The following is a 20,615-nucleotide window of genomic DNA, read 5'->3' as shown; positions in this document are numbered from 1 at the left end:
CGCCCAGTTTTCGATGCCTAAGCTGATGATCATTGTAAGACAGAAAGCCGCTCCCAGCAAAGGAATAATTGGCACCCACGGCGTTTTAAATGCACGTGGTATTTCCGGGTTGGTTTTACGCATTACAATAATACCGATGCACACCAGTACAAAGGCAAACAAGGTACCAATACTGGTCATATCACCTACCACATTGTCTGGAATGAAGGCGGCAAACAGGGATACAAAAACAAAGAACATTAACTGTGAGCGGTAAGGCGTACGGTATTTGGGGTGCAGCTTGGCAAATACAGACGGTACGAGGCCATCGTTACTCATGGAGTAAAATACCCTTGTCTGTCCCAGCAACATTACGAGGATAACGGAGGAAAATCCCGCCAGGATAGCCACTGTAATGAAGGTCGATAACCAGGAGTAGCCTGGCATATAAGTATCAATCGCATAAGCCACAGAAGCTTCACCACCAGCTTTCAGGAAGTCGGTAAAAGGTGCAATACCTGTCAGCACAAAAGAAAACAGGATATATAACAGCGTACAGATAGCCAGTGATACGAGGATACCGATGGGCATATTCTTTTTCGGGTTCTTGGTTTCCTGTGCAGCAGTGGATACCGCATCAAAACCAATAAAGGCAAAGAATACCACGCCGGCCCCCCTGAGCACGCCCGCCCAGCCATGGTTCCAGAAATTGGAATAATCCACGGTCTGGCCATTATGCATTTTTACAGTACCGGCATCAGCTGGAATGGTAAATGGCGTATGGTTAACAGGGTTGATAAATTTCCATCCCAGGAAGATGAATAACAGTACGATGGCCACTTTGGTAATAACAATGATGTTATTCACAATAGCTGAGCCCTGTGTTCCCCTGATCAGCAGCATAGTTAACGCCAGCAGGATAAACACAGATGGCACGTTCATAATGCCCTGTACGCCCGCATCAGAAGTTTCAAACGGGCTATGGCACCACTGGTAAGGTATCGTGACATGAAACACATTGGTGAGCAGCTTATTCAGGTACTGCGACCAGCCGATAGCCACGGTGGCTGCACCCAGCGCGTATTCCAGTACGAGGTCCCAGCCAATGATCCAGGCAATAAATTCTCCCAGTGTAGCATAGGAATAAGTATAGGCGCTTCCGGCAATAGGAATCATGGAAGCAAATTCGGCATAGCATAAACCTGCCAGCGCGCAACCTATAGCAGCAATAATAAAGGAAATAGTAACGGCAGGTCCGGCATGCTGACCTGCGGCTGCAGCCGTTCTTACAAAAAGGCCCGCGCCAATAATAGCGCCAATACCTAATGCTATAAGAGAACCTGCACCAAGCGTCCTTTTCAGACCCTTTTCAGATTCTCCAGCTTCGGCCATTAAAACAGACAGTTGTTTTTTAGCAAAGAGTTTGCTCATACGCAGTCGTATTGTGGTTGATGTTTTAAGGTAGTTTAGTTTGTTGTTGTTTTTCTGTTGATCGCCAAATATAATATCTAAAATCAAAAACAGATACTTTTATTTTGCCCGCCAAAGCGCATCTTTAGCTGCTTAACCTTATTTTTGGGAAATTTTCCGGTTACAACTTTTAATTATTACAAGATAAATTCTGGCTAAGCATGAAAAAATCATCGAACCTGCTCACATTATATATTTTCATTGCTATGGTAATCGGAATAGGCACTGGTTATGGTGTTTTCCTTGCCTATGGCAATGCTCCTGTTACCACAGGTGCCAAAGATACCCCGCAGGTCTTCGCTGATAACATCTCCATTCTGACAGATATTTTCCTCCGCCTCGTTAAAATGATCATTGCCCCGCTGGTCTTCTCCACCCTCGTGGTAGGAGTGGCCAAGCTGGGCGACATAAAAGCCGTTGGCCGCATTGGCGGCAAAACCATGCTGTGGTTTATCAGTGCAACCTTTGTATCATTGTTTCTGGGCCTGGTACTGGTGAACCTGTTGAAACCGGGATTGTCCCTGTCGCTGCCCCTGCCCGATGAACATGCTTCTTCCGGCATTGCCAAGGCAGATATGACCCTTAAAGGTTTTTTCCGGCACGTAGTACCGGATAGCGTGGTAGAAGCAATGGCCCATAATGAAATACTGCAGATCGTGGTATTTGCTATATTCTTCGGGGTGGCGGCAGCAGCCATAGGAGAGAAGGCCGCTCCCGTAGTAAAGCTGCTGGACAGCGTGGCTTATATCATGCTGAAGGTGACCGGTTTTGTAATGAACTTTGCCCCCTTTGCCGTATTTGGCGCCATGGCCGGTATTATTGCGTTGAAAGGCCCCATCGTACTGGTTACTTATGGTAAGTTCATCTTACAGTTTTATTTCGGGCTGATTTGTTTGTGGGTGGTTATTTCCCTGGCAGGAGGACTGATCCTGGGCAAACGGGTATTCAAATTACTGGGGATGATCAAAGACCCGCTGTTGCTGGCTTTTGGCACTGCCAGCAGCGAGGCCGCTTATCCACGCACTATGGAAGAGCTGGAAAAATTTGGCTGCGACAGCCGTATTGTTAGTTTTGTATTGCCCCTCGGCTACTCCTTTAACCTGGATGGCTCGATGATGTATATGACCTTTGCCAGTTTATTTATTGCCCAGGCATATGGTATGCACCTGGGGATTGATCAGCAGATCACCATGTTGCTGGTATTAATGATCACCAGTAAAGGCATTGCGGGCGTGCCCCGTGCATCGCTGGTGGTAATTGCCGGCACCCTGTCGATGTTCAAGATCCCTGAAGCCGGGCTTATCCTGCTGCTGGGAGTAGATCACCTGCTGGACATGGGCCGTTCCGCCACCAATGTTATCGGAAATGCAATGGCTACTGCTGTTGTTTCCAGGTGGGAAAATAAGCTTACACCGCCAACAGAAGTTACTGCCCGGGCCTAACTTAACAAATGCGTAACAGTTTATTGATTATTTTACCGCTTCAGAAATAGAAATAGCGTATTTAGCATGGACCAGATTATTGAGTTTTTTAAGCACCTCATTAATCCCTCGTGGATTATTGAACACGGTGGACTTTACCTGTTACTGGCAATTATTTTTGCAGAAACAGGTCTTTTCATTGGATTCTTTTTGCCTGGGGATTCCCTGCTTTTTGTAGCGGGTATCTACAGCGAAGACCTTTGCCACAGTTTCTTTAATCTTCCATTTGTGGTGATTATGTTCCTGATTGCCACTGCCGGCGTGCTGGGAAATATGGTAGGCTTCTGGTTTGGTAAAAAATCAGGCCCTTTATTATTTAAGAAGAAGGATACTTTCTTTTTCAGGAAGAAACACCTGCACCAGGCCCATGAGTTTTTTGTAAAGTATGGCGGCGGCGCTATCTTCTTTGCCCGCTTCCTGCCTATCATCCGTACTTTCGCCCCTATAGTGGCAGGTATTGTAGGGATGGATGGCAAGAAATTTATGTTCTTTAATATCATCGGTTCTTTTGCCTGGGTATTTTCCATGATGCTGGCCGGCCACTACCTGGATAAAGCTTTCCCTACCCTGAAGGAGCACCTGGAACTGATTATCCTGGTGATCGTACTGATCACTACTTTACCGGTACTGATCAAGGTAATATTTGGTAAAGCAAAACCACAGCATACAGCTACTACTGCTGAACCAGAAAAAACTGATTCTCCAATATAATTTTTTATATCTTTAAAAGGGCCTTTTTAAAAGGCCCTTTTTTTTATTTCCGTTATGATGGTCAGCCAAATAAATATTCCCGTTATTATCGTCAACCAAATAAAATGAAAGCCGAGAAAAGTTCCGTCTCAATTTTTAATATCGCCGTAATAGTGGCATCACTGGGCTATTTCGTGGATATTTATGATCTCCTGTTATTTACTATTGTAAGGGTTCCAAGTTTAAAATCGCTGGGATTGCCCCAGAGTGAAATTGATGCCGGCGCCGGTATGCTGCTGATCAATATCCAGATGGTGGGATTGCTGGTGGGGGGCATTTTCTGGGGTATTATAGGAGATAAAAAAGGCCGCCTCAGCGTATTGTTCGGTTCTATTCTCATTTACTCTGTAGCAAATATCGCCAATGGTTTTGTACAGGGCATCAACGGGTATGTATTGTGGCGCTTTGTGGCTGGTTTCGGGCTGGCCGGAGAACTTGGCGCAGGCATTACACTGGTGTCGGAGATCCTGCCAAAGGAAAAGCGGGGGTATGGTACCATGATCGTGGCTACAGTAGGCGTTTCCGGGGCAGTAGCTGCCAACCTGATCGCCAAGTTGGTGGGCGACTGGCGGATCTGTTATTTCATTGGTGGAGGTTTGGGCCTGGGCCTGTTGATTTTGCGGATAAGCGTAATGGAATCGCAGATGTTTAATGCAGTGAAAACATCCACCGCATCCAGGGGAAGTTTTGTAGCGTTGTTCACTAACCGCGAGCGGTTTATTAAATACCTGAAATGCATGCTGCTGGGTGCTCCTACCTGGTTTGTGGTGGGGATACTCATTGCTTTCTCCAATAAGTTTGCCGCCCTGATGGGAGTAAAGGGCACCATTAATCCCGGCGATGCCATCGCATTTTGTTATGCGGGGCTGGTACTGGGCGATTTTGCTTCTGGTCTTATCAGCCAGTTATGGCGAAGCCGCAGGAAAGTGATGTTATTGTTCCTGGTGCTTACGGGTATTATGGTGGCAGTGTACTTAAATCTCCATGGTGTAAACACCTGGGTGTTTTACACTGTATGTTGTATACTTGGTTTCAGCGTTGGGTTCTGGGCAATTTTTGTGACCATTGCAGCCGAGAGCTTTGGTACCAACCTGCGGGCTACCGTAGCTACCACTGTTCCGAATTTTGCGAGGGGGATGCTACCTTTGATCTCCATTCTGTTTATACAGGTACAGAAATATTTTACTTTCCTTCAAAGCGGGGCTATTGTGGCGGTGATTTGTATCGGCGTTGCGTTGATTACTGCCTGGAAGGTGGAAGAAACATTTGGCAAAGATCTAAACTACCTGGAAGAGATTTAATTAATGATAGCTGTCCAGCATTTTGTCCAGTAATTTATTCAGCTGGATCACTTCTTTTTCGTTTAACGACTGAAGGGTGCTATCCAGCTGCCTGATTTCGGCATCTATTGATTTCAGCAGTTCCAGTCCCTTGTCGTTGATGCGGACATCCACGGCACGCCTGTCCATTTCACTGTTTTTCCGTTCTACCAGGTCCGCTTTGCGGAGCCTTTCCACAAGGCGGGATACATCGCTCATTTTATCCAGCATCCTTTCTTTCAGCACATTGATGCTTGCGGCCTGGGGATGTTGCCCGCGGAGGATCCGCAGTATGTTGAACTGTTGCATGGTGATACCATAGCGCTTAAAGAATTGCTGGTGGCGCGACGTTATCCAGTTGCCGATGAAAATCAGGCTTATCAGGCCCCGCTGATTTTCGTTTTCAAATGTTTTCTGTGTAATCAGTTTTTCCAGGTTAGACATACATTCAGAGTTAAACCAAATTTTATGGAATTATTTAGAACTGCTTCATTTATATAGCTTTAGCCCGTTTCGGGAATGGGGTAAAATTACGAATAAAAGCGGATTTATGGGCAGGATCGCCTTCGGCGATTTTAAATTGTCCTGGAGCAGGATTACGCTGATTATACTGATTTTTTTGATTTTTACGCTTTGGGATTTTATTAATAATTAAGGGAGATAAAAGCGAATATATCCGCTTTTATCTCCCTTAATTATTAATCTTAAAAAATCAAAATCAAAAAAATCAGTATAATCAGCGTAATCCTGCTCCAGGACAATTTAAAATCGCCGAAGGCGATCCCTACGCGGTAGCAGACTGCATTTTGTCCAGTACGTCCATTACTTCTTTTACGTGTTGTGCAGAGGTGTTCAGCAATTCTTTTTCAGCGTCATTGAGCTGCAGTTCAATGATTTTCTCAATACCTTTCTTACCTAATACTACGGGTACGCCCAGGTAAATATCTTTCAGCCCGTATTGGCCGGTAAGCCATGCGCAAACGGGGAAAATGCGTTTTTCATCTTTTACAATAGCTTCCACCATCTGGGCGGCTGCGGCGCCCGGGGCGTACCAGGCGGAAGTGCCAAGCAGGTTTACGATTTCACCGCCACCCACTTTGGTACGCTGGATAATAGCTTCCAGCTTGTCGTTGGCTACCAGTTCTGTTACCGGGATACCGCTAACAGTGGTATAACGTGGCAGCGGAACCATGGTATCGCCATGGCCACCCATCAGGATAGCCTGGATATCTTTTGGTGAGCAGCCTATTTCATCGGCCAGGAAAGCGCGATAGCGGGCGGTATCGAGGATGCCGGCCATGCCAAATACCTTGCTGCTGTCTTTTTTAGCCGTGAGGTAGCTGCAATAAGTCATTACATCCAGCGGGTTGCTTACAATGATAATGATGGCATCCGGGGAATGTTTTGTAATATTTTCAGTAACCGATTTCACAATGTTGGCATTGGTAGAAATCAGGTCGTCCCTGCTCATACCTGGTTTACGGGGAAGCCCGGAAGTGATCACCACCACATCGCTATTCGCGGTTTTGGTGTAATCGTTGGTGACCCCTGTAATTTTGGTGCTGTAATAATCAATGGGAGCTTGTTGCCATGTATCCAGCGCCTTACCTTCAGCCGTTCCTTCTTTAATATCCAATAAAACCACCTCCTGCAGAAAATCTCTGTGGGCCAGTACGTTGGCGCACGTTGCGCCTACATTCCCGGCTCCTACTACTGTAACTTTCATTTTGTCTTTAGCTTTAAAAGTGAAGAATGAATGTGATTAAACAAATGTAATGATTCGGCACTATAATAATCCGCTGGCGGCTACATTTTCACAAAGCATTATTTATTGAGGTAAAACAGCAGGGAATCAAGCTTTGCTGTTCCTTCAAAACCCTTCACAAACTGTTGTTTCTTATTATATATATACAGGCCAGGGAAGTAATGGAGGTCATAAAAATACATGATCTGGCGGGTGGGCTCACTGGCCATGATGATGTTGGGATAGTTCTGGATCTTATAATGATCGTAATACTCTTTCATTTGCTCTACTTTAAAGGGAGTTACCATTACGATCTGTGTTTTTTTGAACTTGTCTATATTTTTAAGCATTTCCTCGGTGAGGTGTTTGCAGTGATCACAGTCGACGCTGAAAACAAAGAGCATGGTTTTCTCACTTTTTTTCAGGTCGTTTTTAGTGATCGTGTGACCGTCGGCAAGATTGAGCGGAAAAGCAGGGATGACCGGGTATTGTAAATAAGGGGGTTTGGTGTTGGTATTAGCGGGCGTCTGGGCCATCAAAAACACGGGAAAACAGCTTAAAATAACTAAAAACACGTAGCGCATACTTATAAAAGTTTCTTGATTTGAGTTTAAAATTACCGGATAAATGTCATTATTTGAATAAAAAAGACGAAAATTGGGCCGAAAAGGGACTAATCTCTCTAATTTTGGGAATTAGTTGCTTGTTCATATGCGAAAATTTTTACTTTTGCAATCCGTATAAATTTTTAACTTAAAATCAGTAACCTATTTATGGCTACCACCGCAGATATCAGAACAGGATTAATCATCAAACTGGATAACAGTTTGTATTCTGTTGTAGAGTTTGGTCAGAATAAAACCGCCCGTGCAGCCGCAAAGGTTTGGGCTAAATTGAAGGGCGTTGACAATAGCCGTTCTATTGAGCATACCTGGAACTCAGGTGATACTATCTTTCCTATCCGTATTGAAAAGAAAGCTTTTCAGTATTTATATAAAGATGATACCGGCTACAATTTCATGGACAATGAAACATTTGAGCAGATCGCTATGCCGGAAACAGCTATCGATGCGCCTCAGTTCCTGAAAGAAGGCCAGGAAGTAAGTGTACAGATCAATACAGAAACAGATCAGTACATGGCGGTTGAATTACCCGATAAAATTGTAGTACAGGTAACTTACTCTGAACCCGGAGTAAAAGGCGATACGGCCACCCGTACCCTGAAACCAGCTACTGTTGAAACCGGTGCCACTGTTATGGTTCCACTGTTTGTAGACGAGGGAGAACTGATCCGTGTGAACACCAAGAATGGTGAATACATTGAAAGAGTAAAAGCATAAAACATTTCGGAAATACTGATTTTTGGAAGAAAGGAATTTTGTTTCCGGGAGATATCTTTCTGAAACAAAGTTCCTGAATGCGTTAAAAAGTATTTGTCATATTCTATATATTTCTAAACCAAAAACTGTCTACATGGACTTTAAACAGATTCAGGAACTGGTAAAAATGATCAACAAATCAAATATCAGTGAACTGAGCATTGAACAGGACAAGTTTAAGATTACAATAAAGCAGAAGGATAATGAAGTTCAGCAGGTAATCGCCGTTCCTGCACCCGTGGCGCCTGTACAGGCAGTAGCCGCTGTAGCTCCTGCAGCAGCTCCGGCCACCGCAGCACCTGTAGCTGCCGCACCTGCTGCTCCTGCCAAAGCAGATAACCTGGTAACCATCAAATCTCCCATGATCGGTACCTTCTACCGCAGCGCCGGCCCGGACAAAGCACCATTCGTAAATGTTGGCGACGAAGTGGCTCCTGGTAAAGTGGTATGCATTATCGAAGCAATGAAGTTATTCAACGAAATAGAAAGTGAAGTGAGCGGGAAAATCGTGAAAGTACTGGTAGATGACGCTTCCCCGGTAGAATATGACCAACCTTTATTTTTAGTTGAACCGTAATAATAGCCTTTAATCGTTAGCCTTTAGCTTTCAGACTTACCAATGGTTGTGCGCTGATGGCTAAAGGCTAACCGCTAAAAGCTAACCGCTATTATTAACTTATAAGGAAAACAATGTTCAAAAAAATATTGATTGCTAACCGTGGTGAAATTGCCCTCCGGATTATCCGTACCTGTAAGGAAATGGGTATTAAAACGGTAGCAGTTTATTCAACGGCAGATAAAGACAGCCTGCATGTGAAATTTGCCGATGAAGCAGTATGCATAGGCAAGCCGCAAAGCTCTGAGTCTTATCTGAACATCCCTCACCTGATGGCAGCTGCAGAGATCACCAATGCAGATGCGATCCACCCCGGTTATGGCTTCCTGGCTGAGAATGCCCGGTTTGCCGAGATCTGCGGTGAACATGGTATCAAGTTCATCGGTCCCACCCCGGATATGATCCGCAAGATGGGTGATAAGATGACTGCCAAAGAAACCATGATTGCTGCCGGTGTACCGGTTATTCCCGGCTCTGAGGGCCTGCTTCAGAGCGTGGAAGAAGCAAAATCCATTGCAAAAAGCATGGGTCTTCCGGTAATCATCAAAGCTACTGCCGGTGGCGGTGGTAAAGGTATGCGTGTGGTATGGGAAGAAAGCGAGATCGAGAACGCTTACAACATGGCTAAAAATGAAGCCCGCGCTTCCTTCAGTAACGACGGTATTTACATGGAGAAATTCGTGGAAGAGCCCCGTCATATTGAAATCCAGGTAGCCGGCGACCAATACGGCAAGGTGTGCCACCTCAGTGAAAGGGACTGCTCTATCCAGCGCCGTCACCAGAAACTGGTGGAAGAATCACCTTCCCCGTTCATGACGCCTGAACTGCGTGAGAAAATGGGCGATGCCGCTATCAGGGCTGCCAGCGCTATTAATTACGAAAGTGTAGGTACCATCGAGTTCCTGGTAGACAAGCACCGCAACTTCTACTTCATGGAAATGAACACCCGTATCCAGGTAGAGCACGGGGTTACAGAAGAAGTGATCAACTTTGACCTGGTAAAGGAACAGATCAAAATTGCTGCAGGCATTCCTATCTCCGGAAAAAATTATACGCCACAGATGCACGCCATCGAGTGCCGTATCAATGCCGAAGATCCCTACAACGATTTCCGTCCTTCCCCTGGTAAGATCACTACCCTGCATATTCCCGGCGGTCATGGCGTGAGAGTGGATTCCCACATTTACGCCGGTTATGTAATTCCTCCCTACTATGATTCCATGGTAGCGAAAATCATCACCATGGCGCAAACACGTGAAGAAGCGATCAACACTATGGAACGCGCGCTGAGCGAGTTTGTGATTGAAGGCGTGAAAACAACAATTCCTTTCCACCAGCAGCTGATGCGTGATGAGAACTTCCGTAAAGGAAACTTTACTACCAAGTTCACAGAAACATTTAAGCTGGTATAACGGTAACGGATATACTATTGAAAAGTCCTCCTGGTCTGACCAGGAGGACTTTTTTTATTAATGCAGCAAGGTAGTAGTACTAAAAAAACAAAGCCCCGGATGAAGATCCGGGGCTAATCATACACCAAAACAATCTTACGGTTTTATCGCAAGAAAAGCAGCTCTCTGTATTTAGGCAGCGCCCATTTTTTGTCGTCCACCAGGAACTCCAGTTTATCGGAGTGGTAGCGGATAACATCGAAGTACGGCTTAATTTTTTCACAGTAGTCAATCGCTTTCTGACGGCTGTCGGTCAGCTTGTTAGCTACCTTACGGGCCTCAATCATAGCCTGTACGTTCTCACTGATTACATTAATATGTTCTGCTATTTTACCAGCAATTTGTTTTTGAGCTTTTACTGATTCTTCGCCCAGGCCAATTCCTTTCAGACCGTTGATATTGGCTACGAGATCATTCAGGTAGCTGATAGCAGCCGGGAGGATGGTGTTGGTAGCGAGGTCGCCGATAACGCGGGCTTCGATCTGCACTTTCTTCACATAATCTTCCAGCAGTATTTCGTGGCGTGCGTGCAGTTCTTTTTCGTTGTAAACGCCGGTTTCAGTATAGAGTTTGGTTGCTTTTGGCGTAACCATTGCATCCAGCGCTTTAGGAGTGGTTTTTACATTTGGCAAACCTCTTCTTTCAGCTTCTTTTTCCCATTCTTCGCTGTATCCGTCGCCTTCGAACAGTATTTTTTCCGAATCTACAATATATTTCCGAAGAGTTTGCATAATCGCAATCTCTTTTTTCTCGCCTTTTTCGATCAGTGAATCTACTTCAGTTTTGAAATCAGCCAGGGTTTTAGCCATGATTGTATTCAGAACGGTCATTGCAGAAGCACAGTTTGCAGAAGAACCTACCGCGCGGAATTCGAACTTGTTGCCGGTGAAAGCAAAAGGAGAAGTACGGTTACGGTCGGTGTTATCCAGCAACAGTTCAGGAATATGACGGTGCAGATCCAGTTTCAGGATAGCTTCGTCTTGTTCGTCGAACTTGTTGTTTACGCGGTTTTTAACTTCCTGCAGTACATCGAACAGGTATTTACCGGTAAATACGGAGATGATAGCAGGAGGTGCTTCGTTAGCGCCCAGACGGAAGTCGTTGCTTGGAGAAGCAATAGCAGCTCTCATCAGGTCGGCATAGTCATGCACCGCTTTAATGGTGTTCACAAAGAAAGTGAGGAACATCAGGTTGGTCTTCGGAGTTTTACCGGGAGCCAGCAGGTTTACACCGGTATCGGTGGACATGCTCCAGTTATTGTGTTTACCGGAACCGTTGATGCCTGCAAAAGGTTTCTCGTGCAGTAACACTTTCAGTTTGTGACGTTTTGCCACTTTATTCATAACATCCATCAGCAGGGAGTTGTGGTCTACTGCGATGTTGATTTCTTCAAATATAGGAGCGCACTCGAACTGTGAAGGAGCTACCTCATTGTGACGGGTTCTTAAAGGAATACCCAGTTTGTAGCATTCTACTTCGAAATCGCGCATGTAAGCGTAAGCACGCTCAGGGATGGCGCCGAAGTAGTGGTCTTCCAGTTGCTGTCCTTTGGAAGGAGCATGACCAACTACGGTACGGCCGGTCATGATCAGATCCGGGCGGGCGTTAGCCATGGTTTCATCTACCAGGAAGTATTCCTGTTCCCAACCCAGGGTACCGGTTACTTTGGTAACGTTCTTATCGAAATAGTTACATACGTCTACTGCAGCTTTATCCATAGCAGCCAGTGCTTTCAGCAGCGGCGCTTTGTAATCCAGGGATTCGCCGGTGTAGGCAACAAAGATAGTAGGGATGCAGAGTGTTTTACCATAGCTCTGTTCCAGGATGAAAGCGGGAGAAGAAGGATCCCAGGCAGTGTAGCCGCGGGCTTCGAAGGTAGCTCTCAGGCCGCCGTTAGGGAAGCTGGAAGCATCTGGTTCCTGTTGTACCAGTGCGTCGCCATCAAATGTTTCCAGTGCAGTACCATCACCTTTCAAAGTGAAAAATGAGTCATGCTTCTCTGCAGTTGTACCAGTCAGTGGCTGAAACCAGTGTGTGTAGTGTGTAACACCTTTTTTCATTGCCCATGCCTTCATGCCGGAAGCAATCTGCTCGGACATCTTACGTTCCAGCTTGGTGCCATTTTTAACAGAGTTCATCAGGCTCTTATAAGCCTCATCGCTCAGATATTCCCGAACAACTTTACCAGAGAAAACATTGCTGCCAAATACTTCGGTGATTTTACCGTTGTGTTCGGTGAGAGTGGAGTCTACGCCAGCTAATCCTTCCAGCGCTTTGAAACGTAACGATGTCATGCTGTAAATTATTTTACACAAAAGAACGCATCCATCGCTATAAATACAAATAAATTGTTCATTTTAATTGAAAAATTACATTTAGGCATTTAAAATGGCCGTTTTTTTGTCATTTCATTAAATATTCAGAGTGGAGAGAGTTTAAATCTGATGAATTTAAAAATAAATAATATGATAGCGGGAAGTGAAAAAACAGCAGGAAAGCCACCAGAGGGTTCTCTTGGCATTTGAAGGAAAATCATTTACTTTTGCGACTTCTTTTAAACATCTCGTTTTTTATACTTAAATACATGCAAACCACCGTAGAAATTGCTGAACAGCTTGGACTTACCGCTGACGAGTTTGAACGAATTAAATCTATTTTAGGCCGTATCCCCAATTTTACAGAATTAAGTATGTATTCTGTAATGTGGAGTGAGCACTGCTCTTACAAAAACTCAATCGTCTGGCTGAAGTCTCTGCCCCGCGAAGGCGACAGGCTCCTGGTGAAAGCAGGAGAAGAAAATGCCGGCCTGGTAGATATAGGTGATGGCTACGCGGTGGTATTTAAAATAGAATCGCATAACCACCCCTCTGCTATTGAGCCCTTCCAGGGTGCTGCTACCGGCGTAGGTGGTATCCATCGCGATATCTTTACAATGGGCGCCCGCCCTATTGCTGCGCTGAACTCCCTGCGCTTCGGTAATATTAACGATCAGAAAACACAACACCTGGTAAAAGGTATTGTACATGGAATAGGCCACTACGGTAACTGCTTCGGCGTTCCTACCGTAGGCGGTGAAACTTATTTTGAAGACTGCTACGGCACCAACCCGCTGGTAAATGCGTTCAGCGCAGGTATCGTAAAAGTTGGCCAAACCGTTTCCGCTACTTCCTATGGCGAAGGCAACCCCGTTTTCATTGTGGGCTCCGCTACCGGTAAAGATGGTATTGGCGGCGCTTCTTTTGCTTCTGCAAACATCACAGAAGACAGCGTGGAAGATTTACCTGCCGTTCAGGTAGGAGATCCTTTCCAGGAAAAGAAACTGCTGGAAGCCTGCCTGGAAATCATCAAAACAAATGCTATTGTGGGTATGCAGGATATGGGTGCGGCCGGTATCACCTGCTCTACCGCAGAAATGAGCGCGAAAGGCGAACATGGTATGAACATCTGGCTGGATAAAGTACCTACCCGCCAGAAAGATATGAAAGCATGGGAAATGCTGCTGAGCGAAAGCCAGGAGCGTATGCTGATAGTAGTGAAGAAAGGGGAAGAAAAACCGGTGCTGGATATTTTTGAGAAATGGGACCTGCACTGTGTTCAGATCGGTGAAGTAACGAAAGATAAAAACCTGAAGTTCTATATGAACGGCGAACTGGAAGCAGATGTTCCTGCTGAAAGTATGGTACTGGGCGGCGGCGCTCCCCAATACCACCGCGCTTATACAGAACCTGCCTATTTCGCTAAAGTAAAAGCATTCGATATCCAGAATATTCCTGATACAGAACATCCGCGTTTTGTAGCAGAAAGAATGGTGGCATTGCCTAACATCGCTTCCAAACGCTGGATCTACAACCAGTACGACAGCATGGTAGGTACTGCAAACGCCAGCACCAACGCGCCAAGCGATGCTGCTATCGTATTGGTAAAACCTACGAAGAAAGCGCTGGCGATGACCACCGACTGTAACGGCCGTTACGTATTTGCCGATCCTCATAAAGGCGGACAGATCGCCGTAGCGGAAGCTGCACGTAACATCGTTTGCTCCGGTGGCGAACCGGTGGCCATCACCAACTGCCTGAACTTCGGTAATCCTTACGATCCGGAAGTGTACTACCAGTTTGTACACGCTGTACAGGGAATGGGTGAGGCCTGCCGTAAATTCAATACACCCGTTACCGGTGGTAACGTGAGTTTCTATAACCAGTCGCCCGATGGCCCTGTTTACCCAACGCCAACCATTGGTATGGTGGGTATCCTGGATACGCTGGATCAGCGTATCACGCTTAATTTCAAGGAAGAAGGCGACCTCGTATACCTGGTAGGCCGCCCCCGTAACGATATTAACAGCTCTGAATACCTGCACAAGATCATCGGTATAGAATACAGCCCTGCGCCGCACTTCAATCTCGATGAAGAACTGCACCTGCAACAGGCCATCACTAAACTGAACAAAGCTAAGCTGATCCAGTCTGCTCACGATGTAAGCGACGGCGGTTTATTTGTTACATTGCTGGAAAGCGCCATGCCATCCGGTTTGGGCTTTGAACTGGCGCTCAACAACAAGTTCCGTAAAGATGCCTACCTGTTTGGTGAAAGCCAGAGCCGTGTAGTCGTAACCGTTAAACCGGCTGATAAAGAGAAGTTCGAGGCCCTGTTACATGGCCTGGTAGATGCTTCCGATAATTCTGTACGTTACGAAAAACTGGGTGTGGTAACTGGCGAAACCATTAAAGTAAATGGGGAAGACTGGGGCAATGTAAGCACCTGGAAAAAAACATATGATACCGCTATTGAAGAGCATCTGAAGAAATAATCTTCCGCTTTTCATTCCACATAAAAAATGGTTCGCATAACTATTATGCGAACCATTTTTTTATGTTAGCCGCCCTTTCTTCCCGATAATAAATTTTCTCCGGTACCAGACCAGGAAACCAGATATAGATAATATCCCCGGCGTGAGGGCCAGGAAGGAATAAATGATCTTTAGTATAATACCTCCGTAATTGCCAAAGTGCAGCGGGGCTACAGCCGAGTTCAATTTATCGCTGAAAGAGGCTTTGCTGAAATCCACCTTTCTTTTAACAGCGCCTTTTTCATCAATGGATACGGAGGATGCGTATTCCCCGAAAAAAGCCGCTTCATGCGCATGACCGGGTATTTTTACGGGGTCGCCCACTTTCCGGGGAGGGCGTAGGCCCGTGGCCCGGAACCCCGGGATAGCGGCAGCGGCTTTGGCGAGCAGGGGCTCAAATTCACCGCGAAAAGGAATACCGGTATAACCTGTTTGGGTATTTTTCCAGGCATCCAGCACTTTGATTTCCATGAGGAAACCAGTGATAGAAATGAGCAGGTTAAAAAGCAGTGCCCATACACCGAGAATACGATGGAGGTTGCGCCAGCGCCGGGTCCGGTTATTCCATTCCAGGGCTTGCCGGAAACGGAGCACTTTACCGATGGCATGACGGTAAACAAACAAGCCGGTGAGAACGGATAAAAACAGTCCTATTCCCGTAATTAAGACGATTGTAGCCCCCGTGGAGCCACTTAACAGGGAAAAGTGCAGGTACATTATAAAGCCTGTAAAATGGGCTGTATTTGAATATTGCTGTAAGATGCTGCCGGTATAAGGATCCAGGAAGATGTATACTTTATCAGTGGCTGAATATTCCGCTCTTAGTATGGAGCTTTCATCAGGCGCCTGGGGAAGTCTTACAAAAAACAGGTAAGGGTTGCCGGGCAACGCTTTGCGGGCATCTTTCAGCTGCTCCTGCAAGGTCCTGGAAGTGGCGTGGGGCGATACATGCCAGGCATGGGCGTACATTGCATGATCTATTTCATCGGTAAATACCAGCATACTGCCCGTAATGCTGATGAGCAGCAACATGATACCGGCTGCGAGGCCGGTGATTCTGTGCAGGCGGAAAAATTGCCTGCTCCATTGGATCCTGGGCACCTGTATATTATCGGTTTTGACTAAAAAATATACCCGGCGTTAACAAAAGTGCTATAACAGTGAAAAGGCTGGATATGTATTACTTCCGGTGCAAAAGTATAGCAGGTTAGCGGGAGAATCCTTATTCAGGCCGGAAAATTATTGAACAGGTAGCTATCCTGGTGATTTATCGCTGCAGTACAAGAGCTTTAACAAGCCATTAACAAAATCCAACGGACGTGTTATAAATTTTGCTGAAATCTGGACTAATTTTGAAAAGCATCGATGAACAGGAACCGAATTAAAACCAAACATATTTTATAAAATACTTGGAATCACTTGGTTATTCCAACTTCTATGAAAACCAATTGTTCTCTACCATGTCCTGATGAAATCTAATGAAAAATTACACCTAGTGAAAGAACGATTTGAAGTAAAGGGCTGAGTAACATCAGCCCTTTTTGTTTTACCCGATTTGCCGTACCTTCTCTAGCTATGACCCCTCTGGCCTTTTCCCATTTTTAATAGAAAAGCCTTCCTGGAAAGCAGGAAGGCTTTAAATTTTTATAAGAAAATGTGCCAGTTATACCATTGGAATTTCAGCTACCTGGTACACTTTTTCATCAAGTTTTGCTTTGGTTTCGCTAAACGCTTTCAGGGTGAGCTCAATATCCTCATCGCTGTGGGCAGCGGTTGGGATCAGGCGGTAAATGATCTGTCCTTTTGGAATAACAGGGTATACCACGATAGAACAAAAGATATTGTAATTCTCACGCAGATCAAGGCACATGGCAGTAGCCTCGGGGATATCGCCCTGGAGATAGATAGGAGTTACCGGGGAATTGGTTCTGCCGATATTAAATCCACGTTCTTTCAGGCCATTCTGCAGTTTATTCACATTGTCCCACAGCTTGGCTTTCATCTCAGGATGCTGACGCATCAGCTGTACCCTTTTCAGGTGGCCGATAACGATAGGTAAGGGGATGGATTTTGCGAAGATCTGTGAGCGCATGTTATAGCGCAGGTAATTGATGATCTGCTTTTCGCCGCTGATGAAAGCGCCGATGGAAGCACCGGATTTTGCGAAGGTATTGAACAGCAGGTCAATTTTATCCTGAACGCCCTGTTCTTCACCGGTACCGGCGCCGGTTTTACCCATTGTTCCAAATCCATGGGCATCATCTACCAGCAGGCGGAACTCATATTTATCTTTGAATGCAGCGATTTCCTTCAGTTTACCCTGGTCGCCGGCCATGCCAAATACACCTTCCGTAACCACCAGTATACCACCGCCCTGTGTTTTAGCCAGTTCAGTAGCACGTTTCATCTGCTTGTCGAAATCTTCCATGTCGTTATGCTTGAATACATAACGTTTGCCGGGATGCAGGCGCAACCCATCCAGGATACTGGCGTGGCACTCTGCATCGTATACAATCACATCCCTGCGGCCTACTATAGCATCAATAGCACTCATGATGCCTTGGTAGCCATAGTTCAGCAAGGTAGTTGCTTCTTTGCCCATGTAGTCGGACAGCTCATTCTCCAGCTGCTCATGGTAGTTGGTATTTCCGCTCATCATACGCGCTCCCATCGGAGAGGCCATGCCAAAGTCTGCAGCAGCTTTGGCGTCAGTAGCACGCACTTCCGGGTGGTTGGCTAACCCCAGGTAGTTGTTCAGGCTCCAGACAATCTTTTCATTTCCCCGGAATTTCATGCGGGGGCCTATTTCCCCTTCCAGTTTAGGAAAGGCAAAATAGCCGTGGGCTCTGTCTGAATGCTCCCCGATAGGGCCCAGATGTTTCAGCAGTTTCTCGAAAATATCCATACGGTATATTATGTAATGATTAATTCATTCCATTTAAAATGGACACAAAGGTATTAAAATATTACTTTTTGTAAACTTGGTCCACATTTGGCACAAGCCTTTTTTCGCATTTACTAATACAATAAGTTGGTCTATCTTATTGTATTACAAAGACTTTTAAATTATTACAATCCGATGAAATTTACACATTTCCTGGCAGCCGCATTCCTGTTGTCAGCTATCAACGGCACTGCGCAGAGCACTTCTTCTTCAAAGCCGTCCAACCCTGTTCCTGCTGCCGGAAAATCCGCTACCGCCCGTCCAAAACTCATAGTAGGTATGGTGGTAGACCAGATGCGATGGGATTACCTGTACCGCTATGCCGGCAGGTATGGGGCCGGTGGCTTTAAACGTTTGCTGCAGGAAGGTTTTTCCTGTGAAAATACCCTGATCAATTACACGCCCACCATTACCGCCTGCGGGCATACCTGTGTGTATACCGGCTCGGTGCCTGCCATACATGGTATTATCGGCAATACCTGGTACAGTCCGGGGCTGGGCCGTACCGTGTACTGTGCGGAAGATACTACGGTAAACACGGTGGGCAGCCCGTCTGCCGCCGGTAAAATGAGCCCGCGGAATATGCTCGTAACCACTATCGGCGATGAATTGAAGTTATCCAATAATTTCCGGAGCAAGGTAGTGGGCGTAGCTATCAAGGATCGCGGCGCTATCCTCCCTGCCGGGCATAGTGCCAATGCTGCGTTCTGGTATGATGCCGGCACCGGTAACTGGGTGACCAGCACCTATTACATGAATGAACTGCCTGCATGGGCACAGGAATTCAATAAGCAGAAATTCCCGCAGCAGTACCTGAGCAAACCGTGGACCACTCTTTACCCGGTCTCTACCTATACCCTCAGTACGGCTGATGAAAAGTCCTATGAGGGAAAGTATAAAAATGCAGCCAATACCTCGTTTCCGCACCAGTTGTCGGAAATAGCCAACATGGCTATTTCCGCTTCTCCCTATGGCAACACCATGACGCTGGAATTTGCCAAAAAAGCAATGGAAGCCTATGGCCTGGGAAAAGGGCCGGTAACCGATCTGCTGGCTGTAAGCCTTTCTTCTCCTGATTATGTAGGGCACCAGTTTGGGCCTAATTCCGTAGAAGCGGAAGATACTTATCTGCGCCTTGACCAGGATCTGGCGGCGTTTTTCACCTATCTTGATGCGAAAGTGGGCAAAGGACAATACCTGTTCTTTATCACCGCTGATCATGGCGTAGCGCATGTGCCCGGGTTTATGGCGGAAAACAAACTGCCTGGCGGCGCCTGGGACGACAAAGCAGCAGTGGCTTCCCTGAATGAGCAGGTAGCAGCCAGGTTTGGCGTGAAAGAAGCTGTAAAAGCTACTGATAATTACCAGTTCTGGCTGAACCACGACGCCATCGGGCAGGCCGGTAAAAATGAGGCGGATATCCGGGAGTTCATTATCCGGGAATTGCTGAAATCGCCTGCCATTTCCAAAGCATTTTCTACGGAAAACCTCATGTACACTGTTTTACCGGAACCTATGCGAACAATGTTATCCAACGGTTTTAATACCAAAAGGAGCGGTGATATCCAGGTAGTGTTAACACCAGGATACATTGATGGCGGTAATGTGGGCACTACTCATGGTTTATGGTACCCTTACGATGCGCATATCCCGCTGGTGTGGATGGGATGGGGTGTTCGCCCTGGTAAAACCAACCGTACCGTTGGTATGACAGACATTACGCCCACCCTGGCCGCCTTGCTGCATATCCAGATGCCAAGCGGCAGTGTAGGTCAGGTAATACAGGAGATTACCCATTAAATTTTTTTTGCTTAGATTGCCATAAACAAGGCCTGAAATTCTTTGTTTATGGCATTTTCTTTTATCCAGTATACTGTATCTGAGCGGGTAGCTACCATCGCCCTGAACCGGCCGGAGAAGCGTAACGCGCTTAACGGGCCCATGGTAGCCGAGCTTCGTGCCGCATTCCGTGCAGCGGCGGCTGATGAAGCTGTAAAAGTAGTAGTGTTGAAGGGGAATGGCGAGGCTTTTTGTGCGGGCGCCGACCTGGAATACCTGCAACAGCTGCAGCAAAATACCTATGATGAAAACCTCGCAGATTCCCGGGAGCTGATGCAATTGTTCCGGGAGATCTATGATCTTGATAAGATAGTGATTGGCCAGGTAGAAGGACATGCGGTGGCCGGCGGCTGCGGTTTGGTGACCCTGTGCGACCTCAGTTATGCTGTACCCGAAGCAATGCTTGGGTACACAGAGGTGAAGATTGGGTTTATTCCCGCCCTGGTGGCGGTTTTCCTGGTTCGTAAAATAGGAGAAGGCCGTTCGCGCGAGTTATTGTTAACCGGTAAACTGGTAACGGCTGAAAAAGCCGCGGCCGACGGCCTGATCACGGCGGTGGTACCTGCGCCGGAAATAACCCGGAAGGTAGCGAAAGTGGCTGCCAGCCTATGTAATGAAGCCTCTGCAAACTCCCTGAAAGTGACCAAAAAACTGATTGGCACAGTGTTGGACTTACCGGTAGCGGAAGGGTTGGCGCACGCAGCCATACTGAATGCAGCCACCCGGGGCCATGACGACTGTAAACGCGGGATAGCCGCTTTTTTAAACAAAGAAAAGCTAAACTGGTAACGGAT

General features: G+C 46.4%; 16 protein-coding genes. 9 read left to right on the top strand and 7 right to left on the bottom strand.

Annotation, left to right across the window (positions count from 1 at the left end; genetic code table 11):
• Nucleotides 1-1,410, bottom strand: a 1,410-nt coding sequence (locus VIM72_RS00490; RefSeq protein WP_332000908.1) for an amino acid permease, incomplete at its 3' end; no start/stop codon positions are given.
• 200 nt (nucleotides 1,411-1,610) lie between these two features.
• Here VIM72_RS00490 and VIM72_RS00485 point away from each other — a divergent pair.
• From VIM72_RS00485 to VIM72_RS00475, 3 genes are all read left to right on the top strand, one after another.
• Nucleotides 1,611-2,891: a dicarboxylate/amino acid:cation symporter gene (locus tag VIM72_RS00485; RefSeq protein WP_332000907.1), complete on the top strand. Its 1,281-nt coding sequence runs from the start codon at nucleotides 1,611-1,613 to the stop codon at nucleotides 2,889-2,891.
• 66 nt (nucleotides 2,892-2,957) lie between these two features.
• A complete protein-coding gene (locus VIM72_RS00480) occupies nucleotides 2,958-3,641 on the top strand; it encodes a DedA family protein (protein WP_332000906.1) in 684 nt (227 codons plus the stop codon).
• A gap of 104 nt (nucleotides 3,642-3,745) precedes the next feature.
• Nucleotides 3,746-4,981, top strand: coding sequence for an MFS transporter (locus VIM72_RS00475; RefSeq protein ID WP_332000905.1), 1,236 nt, complete (start codon nucleotides 3,746-3,748; stop codon nucleotides 4,979-4,981).
• On the opposite strand, the gene VIM72_RS00470 is transcribed toward VIM72_RS00475, so the two are convergent.
• The 3 genes from VIM72_RS00470 to VIM72_RS00460 all read right to left on the bottom strand — a co-directional run bounded on the left by VIM72_RS00470 (nucleotide 4,982) and on the right by VIM72_RS00460 (nucleotide 7,279).
• A complete protein-coding gene (locus tag VIM72_RS00470) occupies nucleotides 4,982-5,443 on the bottom strand; it encodes a MarR family winged helix-turn-helix transcriptional regulator (RefSeq protein WP_332000904.1) in 462 nt (153 codons plus the stop codon). It abuts the gene before it with no gap.
• Nucleotides 5,444-5,783: 340 nt separating this feature from the next.
• A complete protein-coding gene (gene mdh, locus VIM72_RS00465) occupies nucleotides 5,784-6,725 on the bottom strand; it encodes a malate dehydrogenase (RefSeq protein WP_142686002.1) in 942 nt (313 codons plus the stop codon).
• A gap of 98 nt (nucleotides 6,726-6,823) precedes the next feature.
• A complete protein-coding gene (locus tag VIM72_RS00460) occupies nucleotides 6,824-7,279 on the bottom strand; it encodes a peroxiredoxin family protein (protein ID WP_332000903.1) in 456 nt (151 codons plus the stop codon).
• Nucleotides 7,280-7,516: 237 nt separating this feature from the next.
• Here VIM72_RS00460 and efp point away from each other — a divergent pair, with 237 nt between their 5' ends.
• The 3 genes from efp to accC all read left to right on the top strand — a co-directional run bounded on the left by efp (nucleotide 7,517) and on the right by accC (nucleotide 10,150).
• The gene (gene efp, locus VIM72_RS00455; protein ID WP_142686004.1) at nucleotides 7,517-8,083 is read left to right on the top strand and encodes an elongation factor P; all 567 of its coding nucleotides are present in this window, start codon (nucleotides 7,517-7,519) and stop codon (nucleotides 8,081-8,083) included.
• A gap of 133 nt (nucleotides 8,084-8,216) precedes the next feature.
• Nucleotides 8,217-8,699 (top strand): acetyl-CoA carboxylase biotin carboxyl carrier protein, encoded by a 483-nt coding sequence (gene accB, locus VIM72_RS00450; protein WP_332000902.1) that lies wholly within the window; start codon nucleotides 8,217-8,219, stop codon nucleotides 8,697-8,699.
• Between the two features lie 113 nt (nucleotides 8,700-8,812).
• Nucleotides 8,813-10,150: an acetyl-CoA carboxylase biotin carboxylase subunit gene (accC, locus tag VIM72_RS00445; protein WP_142686006.1), complete on the top strand. Its 1,338-nt coding sequence runs from the start codon at nucleotides 8,813-8,815 to the stop codon at nucleotides 10,148-10,150.
• Nucleotides 10,151-10,293: 143 nt separating this feature from the next.
• Here accC and VIM72_RS00440 read toward each other — a convergent pair whose 3' ends face one another.
• The gene (locus VIM72_RS00440) at nucleotides 10,294-12,483 is read right to left on the bottom strand and encodes a glutamine synthetase III (RefSeq protein ID WP_332000901.1); all 2,190 of its coding nucleotides are present in this window, start codon (nucleotides 12,481-12,483) and stop codon (nucleotides 10,294-10,296) included.
• A 290-nt stretch (nucleotides 12,484-12,773) separates the two neighbouring features.
• On the opposite strand from VIM72_RS00440, the gene purL reads away from it, so the two are divergent.
• Nucleotides 12,774-14,999, top strand: a complete 2,226-nt coding sequence (gene purL / locus VIM72_RS00435) for a phosphoribosylformylglycinamidine synthase subunit PurL (RefSeq protein WP_332000900.1) — start codon at nucleotides 12,774-12,776, stop codon at nucleotides 14,997-14,999.
• A gap of 60 nt (nucleotides 15,000-15,059) precedes the next feature.
• Here the strand turns inward: purL and VIM72_RS00430 are convergent, their stop codons facing one another.
• Entirely contained in the window at nucleotides 15,060-16,139 is a 1,080-nt protein-coding gene (locus tag VIM72_RS00430; RefSeq protein WP_332000899.1) for a PepSY-associated TM helix domain-containing protein, read from the bottom strand.
• Nucleotides 16,140-16,701: 562 nt separating this feature from the next.
• Nucleotides 16,702-17,943, bottom strand: coding sequence for a pyridoxal phosphate-dependent aminotransferase family protein (locus VIM72_RS00425; protein ID WP_332000898.1), 1,242 nt, complete (start codon nucleotides 17,941-17,943; stop codon nucleotides 16,702-16,704).
• A gap of 174 nt (nucleotides 17,944-18,117) precedes the next feature.
• On the opposite strand from VIM72_RS00425, the gene pafA reads away from it, so the two are divergent.
• Complete coding sequence (gene pafA / locus VIM72_RS00420; RefSeq protein ID WP_332000897.1) at nucleotides 18,118-19,782, top strand: alkaline phosphatase PafA; 1,665 nt, start codon at nucleotides 18,118-18,120, stop codon at nucleotides 19,780-19,782.
• Between the two features lie 48 nt (nucleotides 19,783-19,830).
• A complete protein-coding gene (locus tag VIM72_RS00415) occupies nucleotides 19,831-20,610 on the top strand; it encodes an enoyl-CoA hydratase/isomerase family protein (RefSeq protein WP_332000896.1) in 780 nt (259 codons plus the stop codon).
• Nucleotides 20,611-20,615: the final 5 nt, after the last annotated feature.

It is taken from the genome of Chitinophaga sp. (assembly GCF_036569185.1).
Taxonomy (GTDB): domain Bacteria; phylum Bacteroidota; class Bacteroidia; order Chitinophagales; family Chitinophagaceae; genus Chitinophaga.
Note: the sequence above shows the minus strand (reverse complement) of the source record. Positions and strands in the feature narration are given on the sequence as shown.

Bases quoted from the DNA above. Each gene is read 5' to 3' on its own strand.
- VIM72_RS00485 (WP_332000907.1), top strand. From the start codon at position 1,611: ATGAAAAAATCATCGAACCTGCTCACATTATATATTTTCATTGCTATG.
- VIM72_RS00480 (WP_332000906.1), top strand. From the start codon at position 2,958: ATGGACCAGATTATTGAGTTTTTTAAGCACCTCATTAATCCCTCGTGG.
- VIM72_RS00475 (WP_332000905.1), top strand. From the start codon at position 3,746: ATGAAAGCCGAGAAAAGTTCCGTCTCAATTTTTAATATCGCCGTAATA.
- VIM72_RS00470 (WP_332000904.1), bottom strand. From the start codon at position 5,443: ATGTCTAACCTGGAAAAACTGATTACACAGAAAACATTTGAAAACGAA.
- mdh (WP_142686002.1), bottom strand. From the start codon at position 6,725: ATGAAAGTTACAGTAGTAGGAGCCGGGAATGTAGGCGCAACGTGCGCC.
- VIM72_RS00460 (WP_332000903.1), bottom strand. From the start codon at position 7,279: ATGGCCCAGACGCCCGCTAATACCAACACCAAACCCCCTTATTTACAA.
- efp (WP_142686004.1), top strand. From the start codon at position 7,517: ATGGCTACCACCGCAGATATCAGAACAGGATTAATCATCAAACTGGAT.
- accB (WP_332000902.1), top strand. From the start codon at position 8,217: ATGGACTTTAAACAGATTCAGGAACTGGTAAAAATGATCAACAAATCA.
- accC (WP_142686006.1), top strand. From the start codon at position 8,813: ATGTTCAAAAAAATATTGATTGCTAACCGTGGTGAAATTGCCCTCCGG.
- VIM72_RS00440 (WP_332000901.1), bottom strand. From the start codon at position 12,483: ATGACATCGTTACGTTTCAAAGCGCTGGAAGGATTAGCTGGCGTAGAC.
- purL (WP_332000900.1), top strand. From the start codon at position 12,774: ATGCAAACCACCGTAGAAATTGCTGAACAGCTTGGACTTACCGCTGAC.
- VIM72_RS00425 (WP_332000898.1), bottom strand. From the start codon at position 17,943: ATGGATATTTTCGAGAAACTGCTGAAACATCTGGGCCCTATCGGGGAG.
- pafA (WP_332000897.1), top strand. From the start codon at position 18,118: ATGAAATTTACACATTTCCTGGCAGCCGCATTCCTGTTGTCAGCTATC.
- VIM72_RS00415 (WP_332000896.1), top strand. From the start codon at position 19,831: ATGGCATTTTCTTTTATCCAGTATACTGTATCTGAGCGGGTAGCTACC.